Origin of the sequence: Streptomyces longispororuber (assembly GCF_014656095.1) — a bacterium.
Classification (GTDB): Bacteria; Actinomycetota; Actinomycetes; order Streptomycetales; family Streptomycetaceae; genus Streptomyces; species Streptomyces longispororuber.
Genome location: NZ_BNBT01000007.1, coordinates 21,067 through 37,206 on the forward strand (window position 1 = coordinate 21,067; position 16,140 = coordinate 37,206).

At 72.6% G+C, this 16,140-nt stretch carries 19 protein-coding genes and 1 pseudogene; 11 read left to right on the forward strand and 9 right to left on the reverse strand.

Annotated elements, in window-relative coordinates; translation table 11 throughout:
* The first annotated feature begins 396 nt into the window (after positions 1 to 396).
* Positions 397 to 1,380, forward strand: a complete 984-nt coding sequence (locus IE330_RS03860) for a BtrH N-terminal domain-containing protein (RefSeq protein WP_190134405.1) — start codon at positions 397 to 399, stop codon at positions 1,378 to 1,380.
* A gap of 44 nt (positions 1,381 to 1,424) precedes the next feature.
* Positions 1,425 to 1,835: pseudogene (locus IE330_RS03865) on the forward strand (IS5 family transposase); the annotation flags it as partial.
* A 101-nt stretch (positions 1,836 to 1,936) separates the two neighbouring features.
* On the opposite strand, the gene IE330_RS03870 reads toward IE330_RS03865, so the two are convergent.
* On the reverse strand, positions 1,937 to 2,824 hold the full coding sequence (locus IE330_RS03870) for an alpha/beta hydrolase (protein ID WP_190134406.1): 888 nt from the start codon (positions 2,822 to 2,824) through the stop codon (positions 1,937 to 1,939).
* Positions 2,825 to 2,971: 147 nt separating this feature from the next.
* Between IE330_RS03870 and IE330_RS03875 the strand changes: the two genes are divergently transcribed.
* The gene (locus IE330_RS03875) at positions 2,972 to 3,835 is read left to right on the forward strand and encodes a helix-turn-helix domain-containing protein (protein WP_190134407.1); all 864 of its coding nucleotides are present in this window, start codon (positions 2,972 to 2,974) and stop codon (positions 3,833 to 3,835) included.
* On the opposite strand, the gene IE330_RS03880 is transcribed toward IE330_RS03875, so the two are convergent.
* From IE330_RS03880 to IE330_RS03895, 4 genes are all read right to left on the reverse strand, one after another.
* Complete coding sequence (locus IE330_RS03880; protein ID WP_308438979.1) at positions 3,798 to 4,298, reverse strand: DUF6069 family protein; 501 nt, start codon at positions 4,296 to 4,298, stop codon at positions 3,798 to 3,800. The two genes, IE330_RS03875 and IE330_RS03880, sit on opposite strands and share 38 nt — an antisense overlap.
* Before the next feature lie 23 nt (positions 4,299 to 4,321).
* A complete protein-coding gene (locus tag IE330_RS03885; RefSeq protein ID WP_373314554.1) occupies positions 4,322 to 4,969 on the reverse strand; it encodes a TetR/AcrR family transcriptional regulator in 648 nt (215 codons plus the stop codon).
* Between the two features lie 84 nt (positions 4,970 to 5,053).
* A complete protein-coding gene (locus IE330_RS03890; RefSeq protein WP_190134408.1) occupies positions 5,054 to 6,412 on the reverse strand; it encodes a cytochrome P450 in 1,359 nt (452 codons plus the stop codon).
* A 251-nt stretch (positions 6,413 to 6,663) separates the two neighbouring features.
* Positions 6,664 to 7,506, reverse strand: a complete 843-nt coding sequence (locus IE330_RS03895; RefSeq protein WP_190134409.1) for a DUF1206 domain-containing protein — start codon at positions 7,504 to 7,506, stop codon at positions 6,664 to 6,666.
* Between the two features lie 319 nt (positions 7,507 to 7,825).
* On the opposite strand from IE330_RS03895, the gene IE330_RS03900 reads away from it, so the two are divergent.
* The 6 genes from IE330_RS03900 to IE330_RS03920 all read left to right on the forward strand — a co-directional run bounded on the left by IE330_RS03900 (position 7,826) and on the right by IE330_RS03920 (position 11,504).
* On the forward strand, positions 7,826 to 8,560 hold the full coding sequence (locus IE330_RS03900) for a S1 family peptidase (RefSeq protein ID WP_190134410.1): 735 nt from the start codon (positions 7,826 to 7,828) through the stop codon (positions 8,558 to 8,560).
* A 492-nt stretch (positions 8,561 to 9,052) separates the two neighbouring features.
* A complete protein-coding gene (locus IE330_RS03905; protein ID WP_190134411.1) occupies positions 9,053 to 9,331 on the forward strand; it encodes a hypothetical protein in 279 nt (92 codons plus the stop codon).
* Between the two features lie 64 nt (positions 9,332 to 9,395).
* The gene (locus IE330_RS39595) at positions 9,396 to 9,521 is read left to right on the forward strand and encodes a hypothetical protein (protein WP_268257261.1); all 126 of its coding nucleotides are present in this window, start codon (positions 9,396 to 9,398) and stop codon (positions 9,519 to 9,521) included.
* Positions 9,522 to 9,680: 159 nt separating this feature from the next.
* On the forward strand, positions 9,681 to 10,040 hold the full coding sequence (locus tag IE330_RS03910) for a hypothetical protein (RefSeq protein WP_190134412.1): 360 nt from the start codon (positions 9,681 to 9,683) through the stop codon (positions 10,038 to 10,040).
* A gap of 8 nt (positions 10,041 to 10,048) precedes the next feature.
* Positions 10,049 to 10,345, forward strand: a complete 297-nt coding sequence (locus IE330_RS03915; protein WP_190134413.1) for a hypothetical protein — start codon at positions 10,049 to 10,051, stop codon at positions 10,343 to 10,345.
* The gene (locus IE330_RS03920) at positions 10,332 to 11,504 is read left to right on the forward strand and encodes an ATP-binding protein (RefSeq protein ID WP_190134414.1); all 1,173 of its coding nucleotides are present in this window, start codon (positions 10,332 to 10,334) and stop codon (positions 11,502 to 11,504) included. The genes IE330_RS03915 and IE330_RS03920 overlap by 14 nt, the downstream gene beginning before the upstream one ends.
* Positions 11,505 to 11,551: 47 nt before the next feature.
* Here IE330_RS03920 and IE330_RS03925 read toward each other — a convergent pair whose 3' ends face one another.
* The 3 genes from IE330_RS03925 to dps form a co-directional block, all read right to left on the reverse strand.
* Positions 11,552 to 12,748, reverse strand: coding sequence for a S8 family peptidase (locus IE330_RS03925; protein WP_190134415.1), 1,197 nt, complete (start codon positions 12,746 to 12,748; stop codon positions 11,552 to 11,554).
* A gap of 291 nt (positions 12,749 to 13,039) precedes the next feature.
* On the reverse strand, positions 13,040 to 13,591 hold the full coding sequence (locus IE330_RS03930) for a type 1 glutamine amidotransferase domain-containing protein (RefSeq protein WP_190134416.1): 552 nt from the start codon (positions 13,589 to 13,591) through the stop codon (positions 13,040 to 13,042).
* Positions 13,592 to 13,661: 70 nt separating this feature from the next.
* Positions 13,662 to 14,222 carry a DNA starvation/stationary phase protection protein Dps gene (gene dps / locus IE330_RS03935; protein WP_190134417.1) on the reverse strand — a complete coding sequence of 187 codons (561 nt, stop codon included), beginning with the start codon at positions 14,220 to 14,222 and terminating at the stop codon, positions 13,662 to 13,664.
* A 206-nt stretch (positions 14,223 to 14,428) separates the two neighbouring features.
* Here dps and IE330_RS39970 point away from each other — a divergent pair, with 206 nt between their 5' ends.
* Positions 14,429 to 14,836 (forward strand): DUF5133 domain-containing protein, encoded by a 408-nt coding sequence (locus IE330_RS39970; protein ID WP_373314555.1) that lies wholly within the window; start codon positions 14,429 to 14,431, stop codon positions 14,834 to 14,836.
* 313 nt (positions 14,837 to 15,149) lie between these two features.
* Here the strand turns inward: IE330_RS39970 and IE330_RS03945 are convergent, their stop codons facing one another.
* Positions 15,150 to 15,323, reverse strand: a complete 174-nt coding sequence (locus IE330_RS03945) for a CsbD family protein (RefSeq protein ID WP_190134502.1) — start codon at positions 15,321 to 15,323, stop codon at positions 15,150 to 15,152.
* Positions 15,324 to 15,483: 160 nt separating this feature from the next.
* Here IE330_RS03945 and IE330_RS03950 point away from each other — a divergent pair, with 160 nt between their 5' ends.
* Positions 15,484 to 15,654 (forward strand): hydrophobic protein, encoded by a 171-nt coding sequence (locus IE330_RS03950; protein ID WP_190134418.1) that lies wholly within the window; start codon positions 15,484 to 15,486, stop codon positions 15,652 to 15,654.
* The last annotated feature ends 486 nt before the right edge of the window (positions 15,655 to 16,140 follow it).

Below are 16,140 nucleotides of genomic sequence, written 5' to 3' on the forward strand. Positions count from 1 at the left end.
GCCGGACAGCGGTGACGGAGAGGGGGAAGCCCCGGCCGGACGGGGGAGGCCGGCCGGGGCGGTACGAGGTGGCGGCGGAGGGCGGTCGCCTCGCGGCGAAAGGCTCCATGGGGCTTCAGCCGAACGATCGTCCCCATGGGCGGAGGGTGAGGCCCGGGGACACTGTCCCCTCCGCAGCCACACTCACAGAACGGCACGCCGTACCGGGTTGTTCCGGGCGAGTGCCGCACACGGCAGTGAACTGGGACACACCCCACCGGTCCCACGCACGGCGTGCGACCGCTCGGGGGCTGACCGGGGGCGAGCACGGCGGTCTGGCAGGCTCGGCCGGGCGTTGTCGACGGAGGGTGTCGACGGGGCGCGCTGATGGGGGACGGAGACGTGAGGATGAGCGGCATGACCATGGTGCGAGACATCGACGCCCGCGGGATGCGGCACTGCGAGACGACGGCCTTGGGTGTGCTGCTGCGGCACGAGGGGCTCGATCTGTCCGAACCCATGCTGTTCGGTCTGGGCTCCGGACTGTCCTTCGTCTACTGGGACAGCAAAGCCATGGCATTCCCTTTCCTGGGAGGCCGGGTCAAGCCGTTCGAGCTCACCAGGAACCTGGCCACCGTGCTCGGGCTGGACCTCCAGGTCGCCGAGACCACGTCCCCGCGCAAGGCCTGGCAGAACGTGGCGGCCCCCATCGACGCCGGACGGCCGGTCGGCCTCCAGCTCGACAGCTACCACCTGGACCACTTCAGCACCAAGGTGCACTTCGGCGGGCACGTCGTGGCCATGTACGGCTACGACGAGCGGAACGCCTACCTGGTGGACACCGCCCAGCAGGGCGGTGCCGTATCGACCAGTCTCGCGGGGCTGGCCAGGGCCAGGGCCGAGCGTGGCCCCATGACCGCCAGGCACCGCTCCTTCACCCTCGCCGTGCCCGGCAGCCTGCCGTCGTCCCAGGACCGGATCCACCGCGCGGTCAAGACCTGCGCCACCGCCTTCCTGAACCCGCCCATCGCGAACCTGGGCCACCGCGGCATCGAGAAAGCAGCCCGACTCGTGCCGAAGTGGCTCCAGCGCGGCGACGATCCGCAGGCGGACCTGGCGCGGACGGCCGCCCTCATGGAGAAGGCAGGCACCGGCGGCGCCCTGTTCCGCAACCTCTACCGCGACTTCCTCGCCGAGTGCGCAGAGCTGCTGGACAGCGGCCACCTGCGCACGGCCCACAGCCTGTACGCCGAGGCCGCCACCCTCTGGACGCAGGTGGCGACCCTCGTAGCGGCAGCAGGCACATCCGGCGACCGGCACAACCTCGTCCAGGCCGGTTCCGCCCTCCACGAGCTCTCCCGCATCGAACGCGAGGCGATGCAGGCACTCACCTCGCTCTAGGCCGTGTATCGAAAGTGGATCCGAATTGTGAATGATCAAGATTCATGGGTCGGGAAGATCTCACGGACGAGCAGTGGGCGGTGCTGGAGCCGTTGTTGCCGAAGGGGGCCAGGTCGGGGAGGCCGCCCGTCTGGCCTCGGCGGCAGCCGATCGACGGCATACGGTTCCGGGTCCGGACCGGAGTTTCGTGGCGGGACGTGCCCTCCGAGTACGGGCCGTGGGGCCGGGTCTACGACCTGTTCCGCCGCTGGCAGCGCAACGGCACCTGGCACCGGATCCTCACCCGCCTCCAGTCCCTGGCCGACGTGAAAGGCGCGATCACATGGGACCTGAGCGGCGACTCCACGGTCTGCCGCGCCCACCAGCATGCGGCCGGGGCCCGCAAGCAAGGTGGCCTACAGAAAGAGCCGCCTGGCGGTGTGTTCACAGAGCCCGGTGACCATGGGCTGGGGCGACAAGCTCGCCGTCCGCTATGAGGCCGTCGTGCTGGTCGCGGCCATCGGAGAGTGGCTGCGACCAGCGCCCTCCCGCCTCTTGCCCGCACAGGCCCGCCGGCTCAGGCGAGGTGCTTGCTGAAGAACTCGACCAGCCTGGCGACGGCAGGGGTCACGTACTCGTCGCGGTCGTACAGGTCGACGTGGGTGGCGCCGTCGACGAGGAACAGTTCGGCGTTGCCGGGGCTGTCGGCGACGGCCTTCTCGGAGAACCCGCGGGTCACCGCCTCGGTACCGGCGATCATGAGCAGGGGGCGGGGCGCGATCTTGGCGACGTCGGCGAAGGAGTCGAACTGGTCGAGGAGGTCCGCGCTGCGCACGACCAGGTCACCCGTGGAGCGCGGGTGGTGGCCGCGGGGCGTCTTGTAGTAGTCGACGAACTCGGCCGTCGGGGCGGGGGTGTCGGCGTCGACCGTCTCCGGCAGCACGGCGAACGTCGCCGCGGGCTCGCCTGCGGCCTCGGCGCTGCGGATGTTCCCGGAGTTCGCCACCATCTGCTGCCAGCCCTCGGGGTCGGCGCCGCGGAAGAAGCTGGGAACGTCGGTCCCGGACACGCCGGCCACGGCCTTCATCCGGTGGTCGGTCTGGGCCGCGTAGGGCACGTAGGCACCGGAGCCGCACACACCCATCACCCCGATGCGGTCGGGGTCGATCTCGGGGCGGGTGGTGAGGTAGGAGACCGCCGCGCGGAAGTCCTCGGCACGCTGGAAGGGGTCCTCCAGGCCCCGGGGCATGCCCTCGGATTCGCCCTGGAAAGCGGCGTCGAAGGTCAAAACGGCGAATCCCTCCTTGACCAGGCGCGTCGCGTACGCTGCCGGCGCCTGCTCCTTGACTCCGGTCGTGGGATGGCCGACGACGATGGCGGCGAGCGGTGCGTCGACACCGTCGGGGAGGTAGAGGTGGCCGGCGAGCTGCAGGCCGTTGGTCGGGAAGCGGACGTCAGTCCTCATGTGCTGCTCCTGCGGGATCATGGGTGGCCGGCGATCTGCGGGCCCGTACCCACTGTCCGGCCGCCAGCCGGGCGCAGGAAGGTCGCGTTGCTTCCTAGGAAGGATCCTTCCCAGGCAGAGCCTTCTCCCCGGTGCCATGCTGAAGGAATGACTGGCTCCGCCCATCTTCGCGAGCTCGGCGAGTTCCTCAAGCACCGCCGTGGCGAACTCACACCCGCACAGGTGGGGCTCCCCGAGCGCGCGCACACCCAGCGCCGCGTGCAAGGACTGCGCCGCGAGGAGGTGGCCGAGCTCGCCGCGATCAGCACCGACTACTACGTACGCATCGAACAGGGACGGCTGGCACCGTCACCACCCGTACTCGAATCCCTCGCGCGGGAGCTGCGGCTGGACGCCGACCAGAGGACGTACGCGGAAGGACTGGTCGCCCAGGCCGCGCGGGCCGGGCACCGCAAGATGCCGCGTCGGGCCGCCCGTCCCACCGCGCACCCGCACCTGATCCGGCTGCTCGGCCAGCTCACCGGCACACCCGCCCTCGTCTTCGGCCCGCGCCTCGACATCCTCGCGTGGAACCCGCTGGCGGCGGAGCTGCTGTGCGACTTCGCGGCCGTGCCCGAGCCTGAGCGCAACTACGTCCGCATGGTCTTCACCGACCCGGTGATGCGCGACATCTACCCGGACTGGGAGGACGTGGCCCGCACCTGTGTCGAGGTCCTGCGGATGGAGGCCGGAACGAACCCGACCGACCCGGCCCTCACCGCCCTCGTGGGCGAGCTGGCCGTGGCCGACCAGCACTTCCGAACCTGGTGGGCCGAGCACCGCGTCGCACACCAGGACTTCGGCAGCAAACGCATCGCGCACTCCACCGTCGGCGAACTCACCCTCGACTGGGACACCTTCCGCTACGCCGGTGCCCCAGAGCAGCAGCTCGTGCTCTGGTCGGCCGATCCCGGCACTCCAGACGCGGAACGACTTACCGCTTTGGCTCGCGGCACGGCTCAGAGGCCGTGACCTTCCCGAGCATCGCTGCGACTGAAACGTCGAGCAGCAGTCGACCATCACCACTTTCGACACACGCCCTAGCACTCCGGCGGCAGGGGCCCCCGGGGGTGAGGGCCGGTGCCCACCCGCCGCCCAGCCCCGGGATCAGTACGGCCGCCACGGCCAAGTGCATGAGCGCCAGGGACAGTCGCGTACCGCCGTCCATGCCGCCGCCGGTGAGCGGCAGGAAGGACACCGCCAGGACGGCGCAGGCCGTCCCGGTCCAGACGGCGCGGGCGCGCCGCGCCGCGAACCGCTCCAGGGCGGCCAGCAGCGCCCAGCCGGCGAGCGATGCCAGCAGCGCGACGGCCGCCACGGGCGCGGCGCCGAGGTCGAGCGTCCGCCCGCCGTCGGTGATGCGCGGCCGGTGCCCCAGCAGTGGGTCCGCCACCAGCCACACCAGGACGGGGGCGAGGACGGCCAGGGCCGTCACCCCGAGACGCCCCCTCCGCACGCTCACTCGGCGCCTGCCGCGGGCGCGCCCGCCGTGAGCGCCCCGTACAGGAAGACCTCCGCCAGCTCCCGCGGGGTCAGGTCGGGTTCGTCCTCCGTACGCGGCTGGGTGAAGAGCAGCCCGAGGAAGAGGGCCGCGATCTGCTCCGGCGGTCGGCGCAGGGCGGCCCTGTCGGGCTCCAGGAGTTCCGCGAGGGCCGCGCGGATCCGACTCGTCGACTCGTCGCGGCCCGCGCCGCGCACCGTGCCGGGGTGTTTGCCGCCGCGATGCCCCAGCGAGCCCATGACGGCCCCCATCCGGGACAGGTGCGCCTGCAACGCCTCGGCCGCCTCCGCGAGCCGGTCGGGCAGCGGCTGCGACACGTCGATCGCGTCGAGCTCGCGGACCGCGTGCTCCGGGGAGAGCGCCTCGGCCACGCAGGCCTGCAACAGCTCGTCCTTGTCGGCGAAGACGCGGAAGATCGTGCCCTCGCCGATGCCCGCGGCGCGGGCGATCTTCGCGGTCGTCACCGTGGCGCCGTACTCGGCGATCAGCGGGATAGCGGTCTGGATGATCATCTCGCGGCGCCGCTCCGGCGACATGCTGGGGGCGCGGCGGCGGCGTGCGGCCCGGTCGGGCCGGCCGGTCTCGTTCTCCTTGGGCGCTGTCATGACGGCAACACTACGGAGTGAGGGCTCACTCCGTCAATGAGTGAGTCCTCACTCCGCGAACTCCTGCCTCGTCGCCCTACGGCGTCACGGCCCTGCGCGAAGCGCCCCTCCCGCCCCGCCCCGGGGTCTCCGCGGTCGCGCGTACATGCGGATGTCGTCGGCGGCCCACAGGACGAAGCGTTCGATCGGCCGCACCTCGTGTCCGGGCACGGGCCGGAAGGTGAGGCGTTTGAGCAGGACCGACAGGGTCAGCAGGGCCTCGACCGTGGCCAGGCTCGCGCCCTCGCAGCTACGGGGGCCGAGGCCGAAGGGGATGTGGGCGAGGCGCGGCCGTCCGGCCGCCGCCTCGGGGGTGAAGCGCTCCGGGTCGAACCTCTCGGGCTCGGGCCAGTGGTCCGGATTCAGGTGCACCGCCCAGAACGGGTAGAACAGCGTCGTCCCGGCCGGGATCTCGTACCCGCCCAGGACGAGGGGCTCGGTCGTCTCGCGTGCGCCGTAGGGGCCGGGCGGGAAGAGCCGCATCGCCTCCTTCAGGACCATGTCCAGATACGTCAGCCGCCGCAGGTCGGCGTAGGAGGGCGCGGCGCGGTCCCCGAGGACGCGGTCCAGCTCGTCGGCGGCGCGCGCGGCGGCCTCGGGGTGACGGCCGAGCAGGTGCAGGGTCCAGGAGACGGCGACGCCGGTGGTGTGGTGGGCGGCCAGCAGCGTCACCATGACGGTGTCGCGGATCCGCGCGGGGCTCGCCCCGGACTCGACGAGCGCGCCGATCAGGTCGCTGCGGCCGCCGCGGCCGCCGGAGCGGTGGTGGGCCGCGACGACCTCGTCGACCGTCGCGCGCAGAAAGGCGAGCGCCTCCTCCGCCCGCCGGGCGCGCTCCTCCTCGGTGCCGGGGACCGGGACGTGGTAAAGCCGCCCCAGGTACTCGGTGAGGACGACCTCGAAGGCCGCGCTGACCCGGTCCGGGTCCGCGGCGTCGCCCCCGAGGGCGTACGCACAGATCATCCGCAGCGTCAGGGCGGTGAGGTCCTTCTGCAGCTCGACCGGCTCGTCCGCGCCGTGCCCGGCCCAGCGGACCGCGAGGTCCGTCGCCAGCTCGGTGAAGCGGGCGAAGTGCTGTTCGTGGGAGGGGCGTCCGGCGAACACCGACAGGAGCAGGCGCCGCCACGGGCCGTGCTCGGACGCTTCGAGGACCTGGAGGTTGTCCGCCTCGCACAGGGGCGCCAGGAACTCGAAGAGGCGCTTGGGGCGTTGGTTGATGTGGGCGGTGGCCTCCAGGAGCACCGGGTCAGCGATCGACACGGCGTCGTCGGCGCCGGGCAGTTGGAACCGCACGACGGGGCCGTACCGAGCGTGCAGGCGCAACTGGTAGGTGTGCAGTCCGCCCGCGGCCGCGACGGCGCCCGCGCCCCCGTCCGGGTGGGGCTCGGGACCGGGGATGTCCATGGGTGCGCCTCCTGGTCGCTGCCGGGGCGGTGCCGTCCGGCGGCCGGCCCGCGCCGGATGCCCCGCTCCCCCGAAGGAGTGTGCACCACCCCGGACCCCGCGAGGAAGGGCGTCGCGAACCGAGCCGCCGTGGGTGAACTGCCCTCCCGCTCCCGGCCGTTGCACGGCAGGTGCCTGTCAGGGCGGGGCGGGGCCGGGCGAAGGGGCCTCACCGAGGGGGCGTCACACCTTGTGGCCTCACCGGCAGGGCGTCACACCTTGCGCCAGCGCGCGTTCGCCCACGAGAAGAGGCCGAAGGCCACGAGCGCCACGGCCACGGCGACCAGCAGCCACGGCCCGGCCGCCGTGTGGGTGAAGGAGCGCAGGGTGTCGTCCACGCCCTTGGCCTCGCCGGCCTTGTGCCGCACGGCGGCCACGACGAGGAAGACCCCGGCCGCGCCGAAGGCGCAGCCCCGCCCGCAGCCGCCCACCACGCCGAGGACGTCCACGACCCGGCGCGTCCTGGCGGACATCTCCCCCATGCGCAGCCGGCGGCGGTACTTGCGCAGCACGGCGCGGCCCGCGATCCAGAGCCCGGCCGCCACCACGCCCGCGCCCGCGGCGCCGACGATCCACCGGCCGCCCGGCCAGTCGAGCGCGGTCGCCGTGACGTCGTCGACCTGGCGGTCGGACGAGCCGCTGCCGCTGCCCTTGTCGCCCGCGACATAGGCGAGGACCGAGTAGCTGACCACCGCGTAGAAGACGAAGCGGCCCGCCGACAGGAGGCGCTTGCCCTTCTTGTGGCCGTCGGGGCCCGCCTGGCCGAACAGCGCCTCGGAGAGCCGCCACAGCGCCATCCCCACGAGGCCGAGGCCGAGGAGCCACAACACGGCGTTGCCGAAGGGCTTCTCGGCGATCTCCGCCAGCGCCCCGCCGCGGTCGGCCTGCCGCTTGTCACCGTCGGCGAGCGCGATGCGCAGCGCCAACGCCCCGACGAGTACGTAGATCACGCCGCGGGCCACGAACCCCGCCCGCGCCGCGACGTCGAGGCCCCGCCCCCGGGCCACCCGGCGCGCCTGTCCCACTCCGCTCCGCACCGCCCCATCAGTTCTCATGCAGCCCGGATCCCCCGAGTCCTCCCTCTCATGCGCGTGGCGGGCCGAAAGGGAGCCGGTCCGCACCGGGGAGCAGCCCGACCTTTCACCACAGAGTGGTCCAGACCATATGTTTTCCCTATGCGGAAGTCCGCAACTCTACGCGCATAGGCGCGACCCGCCCCTTGCGGCCACCTTGGCCGGTCTGCCACATTCACCTCTGCCCAGCATGGCATGCACGCGACAGGCTCACCGGCCGTCCGCGTGGGTGCCCGTTTCGCATACCTATGCACGGCGGGCCCCATGCAGGGCGTTCAACCCCCACACAATGGAGACGAACGTGCGTATATCCCGACTTGTCCCCGCCCTCGCAGCCGTCGCGCTGTCCGTCCTGGGACTCGCTCCCACGGCCGCCGCGCAGGCGCAGTCCGCCGAGCGCGCCCCCGCCCCCTCCACGCAGGCGGTCCAGCCGATCATCGGCGGCGGCTACGCCAGCAACGCGCCGTGGGCGGCCCGGCTCTTCTCCAACGGCCGGCAGACGTGCAGCGCCACCATCATCGCCCCCACCTGGATCCTCACGGCGAAGCACTGCGTCAGCGGCGGCAACCTGTCGTTCCGCATCGGCAGCCTCGACCAGACCACCGGCGGCACCCAGGCCAACGGCGTCAGCATCCATAACCACGCGTCCTCCGACCTCTCCCTGGTCCGCCTCGACCGCTCCGTGTCGGGCACCTACGCGCGCCTGGGCAGCCCGGGCTCCGTGCAGGTCGGCCAGACCGTGCAGGTCTACGGCTGGGGAGCCACCTCCCAGTGCGGGCAGGAGATCAACTGTCAGTCGCGCCTCCTGAAGGTCGCCGACGTCGTGGTGACCGGCGGCTGCACCGACGCCTACAACGGCCGGGCCATCTGCGCCCGCCGCGGCAACGGCATCACCGCGGGCGGCGACTCGGGCGGCCCGATGATGGCGGGCGGCGTCCAGGTCGGCGTGGCCTCCACGAGCGACCGCCAGACCACCACGGCCTACACGAACGTGACGGCGTACCGCTCCTGGATCCAGAGCGTGGCCGGCGTCTGACGGCACCGGACCGGCGGCGGCCCCGCTCCCCCGAGGCAGCCGCGGCCACCCGAGACGGTTCCGGGGCCCGACCGGCCCCGGGCCCCCGGTGGCACCGGAACATGAACACCGTGCCCCCTTCGCGCACCCACCGCGCGAAGGGGGCACTGCCGTACGGCGAGCACGACGGCCTCCCCGTACGCCTCGCACGCCCCGCGGCTCCCCCGAATACCCCCGAACACCTGTGGAAAATCGCACAAGAAAACGCCTTGATCCCCGGGAAATCGGCGGTACAAGAAAAGGCTTTCGCCGCTACACTCGCTCATCGGGATATCCGGCTCGGGGAATTTCGGGGGATGATCGGACATGGCCGAAGATCCACGCTCTCATGATTCACCACCGCCGCACGGAAGCAGTTCCCGGCCGTGGGTCCAGGACTTTTCACCGGAGGCGGCGGAAGCCGTCGTCGGCGTTCTCCATCTGCTGGGCAGCGTAGCGATCAAAAAGGCTCAGGTGCCGCGTCCGCTGCAGCTCAGGAAGCTCACCTTCGACGAGGTGGTCCGCTATTTCGTGGAAGAGCGCCCGGACGCGCCCCAGGTGCACCACGGCGCCCTCCTCACCCGCCAGGGCCTGTCCTACGGATTCCCCTGTCTCCAGCTCTTCGTCGACCGTGACAACAAGCCGTGCCTGATGCCCTCCGGGACGCCGTACGGCAGGTTCGTGGTGGCGAGGGCCCTGGACAGCGAGCTGCTCGGCATGTTCGGCGGGCGGGAGCTCATCATCTTCGAGTAGGCCCGGCAGGCGGCGTGCCGCGCCCGGGCCGGAGCGGAGCCAAGGAATGTGGAAATGGGGGGCGGTGGCCGCCGCTCTGGCCGTCGCGGTGCCGCTGCTCGTCGCGGCGCACCGCGCCCGCAGGAGGCGCCGCCTGGACGTGCGGGTCGACGACGCGGAACTGCACCGCTGGTTCCGGCGCCACCGGTGAGCACACCCGTCGGCACCGGCCCACACCATCAGAACGACAACGGCACGACAAACGACAACGGCACGACAACAACAAGACAACGGAACAACAACGGAACGACAGCGGAACGACAGCAGAACGACAGCAGTGGAAAACGAACGACATCGGGGGAAAACAGCAATGGATCCACTCTCCCTCATCGCCGCGATCGCCTTCTTCGGGTATATCGCGGTGGTGATCGTCTCCATCACCGTGGAAATCATCACGGAATGGTTCCGGGCGCGCGGCAGGATCAAGGCGGAGAACTCCGACGCGATCGCCTTCTCGCTCGCCGAGCGTATCGCCAACAAGGACTACGCGAAGGTCGGCGGGGTGTTCGACAAGACCCCGGCGGCCGCCACCACCCGCGTCGTGCAGGGCTTCTTCGACCAGCGAACCGGCCGTGTGGTCGAGGCCCGGGCCCTCGCCAGCACGCGACAGCCGGGTCCCGAGGTGGTACGCCACCACGCGGCGGGCCGCGGCCTCGTCGTCTACAGCTAGGGGGCGCGGTGGAACCCATCAGCCTCCTCCTGCTGCTGATGGCGGGAGGCTTCGCCGCCGGGGCCGTGCTCGCCCTGGTGACCTGGGACATGGTGGAGGGCTGGGTCTCCGCGCGGGCCGTCAGGGGCGGCTACGCGGAGATCCTGTCCGAGCGGCTCTCCACCGGGGAGTACCACGTCGTCGGGGGCGTCTTCAGCCCGTACGGCGTCAGGACGGCGACGCAGGTCTGGGACGCCCGCGCCCTCGACCCCGAACTCGCCCGGCGGCTCCGCGTCGCGGGAGGTGTCATCCGTGTCCACACATGAGCGCGGCCGCACGGAGCACGGCGCGGACGGGGACACCTGGTCCGCGCCCCACCTCTTCCTGAGCGGTTTCCCCACCGAGCTGCCCGACCGGGAGCTGGTGAAGTTCCGGGTGCGGTTGTTCGCCATGCTCGGTGACGTCATCAGCCGCTACCGGCCCGGCCCGTTCGTCCTCAGTGCCGGCTACGGCGTGCCGCCCGAGCCCCTGACGCCGCCGTCGCCGTCGCCGCGGGACACCGCGGCGCCGGAGACGCCCGCCTTCTCCACCGTCGAACCGCTGTACACCTTCGACCAGTTGGTCCTGCCCGAGGAGACCGTCGGCCGGCTCCTGGACTGTGTGTCCCTCGTCGAGGTGGCGCCCCTCGTCTTCGACACCTGGAACCTGCGCTCGATCGAGCCGCACCCCTCCACCGCCGTCAACTTCCGCGGCCCGCCCGGCACCGGCAAGTCCATGGCCGCCCACGCCCTCGCGCACCGGCTCGGCCGGCGCATCCTGTCCTGCCGCCTCTCGGACCTGGAGAGCAAGTACCACGGCGACGGACCCAAGAACCTGGCCGCGCTGTTCGCCGCGGCCGCCGAGCAGCACGCGGTCCTCTTCGTCGACGAGGCCGAGTCGCTGCTCTCCCGCCGCTTCGCCCAGCCCCAGCAGGCGGCGGAGAGCGCCATCAACTCCATGCGTACGGAACTCCTGATGGCGCTCGACACCTTCCGGGGCCTGGTGATCTTCGCCAGCAACCTGCCGCACAGCTACGACGCCGCCGTCGAGTCCCGGCTGCTGCACGTCGACTTCGCCCTGCCCGACCGCGCGGCCCGCCGCCGGATCTGGCAGACGCACCTGCCGGCGGAGCTGCCGGTCCACGACGACGTCTCGCTCGACGAACTCGCCGACGTCGCCGAGGTGTCGGGCCGGGACATCAAGACGGCGGTCATCCTCGCCGCGGTCGGCACCGCCCGGCGCCGCCGGACGGCCGTCACCCGCGACTCCCTGCTCACCGCCCTGGAGGAACAGCGCACTCCCCCACCCGCGCCGCCCGAGGACGGCATCGCGTCCCCGCTCTCCCCGGAGGACCAGGAGTCGGTCGCCGCGCGCCTGCGCCGGCGTCTGGCCGACGCGCACACCGGCCCCGGCGCGGACGAGGAGGACACCCGCCCGCACGCCTGAGCCGCACCCCCCTGGGCCGCGTCGCCGCCGCCCGCCGGGGCCCGGGGTCAGCGGACGGCCGTGGCCGGGGGGTTGGGCGCGCTGCCCGGCTGCACGTACAGCAGCCGGTTGGGCGAGCCCGGGCCGACGGTCAGGACGCCGGGCGTGGCCGCCTCGACGAGCTGCTGCTTCAGGGCGGCGGGGGCGGTCTCCGGGGCGGCGTCCAGGGCGAGCACGGCCGCGCCCGCGGTGTACGGCGCGGCGAAGGACGTGCCGCTGACCGTGGCGGAGCCGCCGCCCGACTTGGCGGCGAGCACGTCGTTCCCGGGGGCGTACAGGCTCAGGCAGCGGCCGTGGTTGCTGGTCTCGGACTCCTTGTCCTCGTTGGTGCTGTTGCCGACGGTCAGCGCCGTGGTCGCACCGGCGGGCGAGCGGGTGCAGGCGTCGTCGTCCTGGTTGCCGCCGGCCGCCACGGTCAGGACGCCGCGTCCGGCCAGGGCGTCGACCGCCGCGTCGACGGTCGCGAACTTCGGTGAGCTGAGCGAGGAGTTGACCACCGACGGCTTGACCGCGTTCTTCGCGATCCACTCGAGCCCGGCGAGCACCCCCTCGCTGGTCCCCTTGTTCTCGCAGTCGAGGACCTTGACGGACACCAGCTTGGCCTTGCGCGCGACCCCGTACGGGTCCCCGCCCACCAGCGAGGCGACGCTGGTGCCGTGCCCGTAGCAGTCCGCGCCGTCCCCGTTGAAGGCGTCGAAGCCCCCCGTCGCCCGGCCGCCGAACGCCGTGTGGGCGAGGTCGATCCCGCTGTCCATGACGTACGCCGTCACGCCGTCGCCGTCGCCGCCGGGCGTGAACGAGCCGTCGAGCGGCAGCGCGCGCTGGTCGATGCGGTCGAGCCCCCAGGACTCGGTGGGCTCGCGGTGGTGCGCGCGCACCGCGTCGCGCGGCCCCGAGACGACGCCGACCTGCTCCACCGCGATCACCCCCGGCATCCGGCGCACCATGCGCACCTGCCGGGGGCTGAGATCGGCGGAGAAGCCGTTGAGCAGCTCGTGGAAGGTCTCCCGCACCGGCAGCCGCCACCGCTCCGCGGCCCGGTCGGAGGGGACGCCCGCGGCCAGGGTGACGATGTACCGACCGGGCACGGGCTCGGCCGTCTCGCGCACAGGGGCCGGTGTCCGCTGCTCGGCCGCCGCCGTGGGCGCGGCGAGCACGCTCGCGGCGACGACGGCGGTGAGGGCGTACCACGGGGATACGGGCATGGGCTGCTCCTGGTCTGTGGGGGGCGCTGCGTGGGGCGGTCCGCCGACCGCTCTGTATCTGTCACCGCGCCACACGCGCGCTTATCCGCCGTCCCACCGATGGAGTACGCGCTCCGGACGTCGGGGACCCCGGGGTCGCCACGTCGAGCGGGAGCATGGGCAGGAGCAGGAGTACGGAGGACACGACCAGGAGCAGGAAAGGAAAGGGTGAGGAGCACGGGCGCCGGGGGCGGTGGGCGTCGCCGAGGCGATGCGCTCGGCGGCGGCCCTGCCCGCCCCTCGCCCGGTACCTCAGCGCCCCGCGGCGCCGCCCTCGCCCAGGGCGTCGGTCAGGGCGCCGCAGAAGGCCGGCAGGTCGTCCGGCTTGCGGCTGGTGACCAGGGTGTTGCCGCCCGCGGTGCACACCTGGACCTCCCGGTCGACCCACTCGCCGCCGGCGTTGCGGATGTCGGTGCGCAGGCTGGGCCAGGAGGTGAGGGTGCGGCCCCGTACGACGTCGGCCTCGACCAGGGTCCAGGGCGCGTGGCAGATCGCCGCGACCGGCTTGCCCGCCGCGAAGAAGTCCCCGACGAACGCCACCGCCTTCTCGTCCAGGCGCAGGGCGTCGGGGTTGGCGACGCCGCCGGGCAGGACCAGTGCGTCGAAGTCGGCGGCGGCGGCCTCGGCCACGACCTGGTCGACCGGGAAGGAGTCGGCCTTGTCGAGGTGGTCGAAGCCCTGGACGCGGCCCGGGGCGGTCGACAGCAGGACGGGTTCGGCCCCGGCGGCCTCCACGGCCCGCCACGGCTCGGTCAGTTCGATCTGCTCCACGCCTTCGGGCGCGGTCAGGAAGGCGACGCGCACGGCGGCTCCTCCTCGGTCGTGTCGGTGCTGCTGGTCGGGTGCGCGCGGCCGGGGCCGCGCGGGGGCCGGGTCAGGCGTCCTGGGCCGCTTCCGCGGCCTCGCGCTCGGTGGTCGACCCGCCGGTGGAGAGGGTGCCCTGCGCGCTCTCCAGGTGCGCCCGGACGAACCACTGGAACTGGTCCAGGTCCCGCACCTGCTCGATCAGGATGTCCTCGGTGGCGGGGTCGAGCTTGCCGACCTCGTCGATCGCCGCGCGGTAGCCCTCGATGACGCCGGTGTACACGAGGTCGAGCGCGCCCAGGTGGGCGATGGCGTCGGCCCGGCCGATGCTGTAGTCGTTCCAGGTGCGCTCGGAGACCAGGGCGCCCGGGGTGCCCTGCGGCACGCCGCCCAGGGCCGAGATGCGCTCGGCGACGTCGTCGGCCATGTCGCGGACGCGGTCGACCTGCGGGTCCAGCATCTCGTGCACGGCGATGAAGTGCGGGCCGACGACGTTCCAGTGCACGTGCTTGAGCGTGAGGTGCAGGTCGTTCAGCGCGTGCAGGCGCATGCTGAGCGCGGTGATGAGCTTGCCGCCGTCCTCGACGCTGATGCCGGGGACGGTGTAGCGGGGGGTGGTGGAACGGGCCATGGTGTCTGCTCCTCGAAGGGTCGGGCGTCGACGCCCGGCGCGCACGCCGGGGGCATCGAAGCCGGAACAAGGGGTACTGGAGACGACCGGGTCATCGCCTCCCGGGCACGTCTTCCCCCGACCAGTACGACATAACGTGTGAAGTAGATCAAAAGACACATGGAGTCGGGGCGACGGGGCAGACGCAGGACACATCAGAAGAAGGGGTGGACACCGTGCTGATGCCGGATCCCAAGCAACTGAGAGTTCTGCTCGCCCGCTACGCCGATCTGCGTATCGCGGCACCGCCGACCGAGGCGAACCGCCGCGCGCTGGAGGACGTGAGCTACACCCTGTGCGTGCTGACGGGCGCCACCACGATCGAGGACGCCCTGGGCGTCGCCGACGCGCTGCTCGCGGGCGAGCCGGTGCCGAGGTGCGCCGGTCCCGCCCCGGCCCGGGCGTCGAGCACGCCCCGCGTCCGGACGGCCGGCACGGCCGGCCGGGCGCGGGAGCTGCCGCTCCCCCGGCCGTCGGCCTCCCGGCCCGCGCCCGCCCCGGTGCCCCTGCCGTCGGCCAAGACCGGTCCCGAGTCCGCCGTGGGCGGCGCAGGAGGCGTCTCGCTGGCCGTCTGAGCCCGTCCGTCCGCCTGTCGGCCGCCGCCCGGGAAGCCGGGCGGCGGTCGCTGTGCGGGGGCCCGGCACACACTCCACCGGCCGAGGGTTCGGCGCGGTCGGCGCCGGGCCCTCGGCCGGTGGGCGTCCGCCCGCACGTCACCGGGGTGGGGGGCGTACCCACGCCGTCGGCGGAGTGCGGGCGTACCACGCCGTCGCCGGCGTATGGGCGTACACACGTCACAGAGACGTACGCGCGCGCGTCACGGAGGCGTACGCACGGGTGTCACCCGGGGGGCGTACGCAGGCGTGCGTGCCTCCCGGCGTTCGCGCCTCAGTGGCGGAAGGCGTCCTTCGCCTTCTCCTTCGCCTGACGCAGGTCGCCCTTGCCCTGTTCGGCGCGGCCCTCGGCGGTCAGGCGCTCGTTGCCCACGGCGCGGCCCGCCGCTTCCTTCAGCTTGCCCTTGGCCTGCTCGGTCTTGCCCTTGGCCTTCTCGTCGCCAGCCACAGTGCTCACTTCCCGAATATCGACAACAGGTGCATTGAGGCGCCTAACCGCGCTCCGGCGCCGTAAACCGGAGCGGCGCCGCGCACCGCGCGGAACCCGCCGGGCGGGCCGGTGTCATATCGGGAATCCGGGGAACTCGGCTCTGTGGAGGTGACAGGGCATGGTGCCTTTGCTGCTTGTTCTTCTGTTGGCCGTCGTACTGTTCGGCGCGGGTTTCGCGATGAAATTCCTCTGGCTGCTCGCCGCCATCGTCCTGGTGGCCTGGCTGCTCGGTTTCGTGATGCGCACCGCGGGCACGGGCGGGCGCAGGAGCCGCTGGTACCGCTGGTAACGGCTGAGACATGAACGGCCCGGTCGCCCCTCACAGCGAGGAGCGGCCGGGCCTTCGCCGTTTCCGGCCCGTGCCGCCGCGGGGGCCGCTCCCCCGGTCCGGCGATTTTCCCGCCGCCTCCCCGGGAGCACCCCGAAGATCGCCACCCGCTTTTCCCCGGCCTTTTCCTGGTACGGCCACCCGCGGCCGGGCGCCGACAACGCATTGCGCGCCGTGCGTACACGCCGGGTGTGCCCTTTTCCGCTCCGGGTTCCACTCCGGCTTCCGCTCCGGTTCCGCCCATGTCGCCGGAATGCCGAATTCCCCTACGGCCGACCCGTCCTCCTGAGTCCGGTGCGCGACCGGTGCCGGGGTGGCGGCACGCCCCCGCGCCCGCACCCCCGCGCCAACGCGGGCCGGACACCGGTGACTTGCCGTAGGGCTACCATTGCCTTGCGGCAAGCGTTGCGCATCGTTCATGTGCTTCACGAGTCGTGCACGACTCAT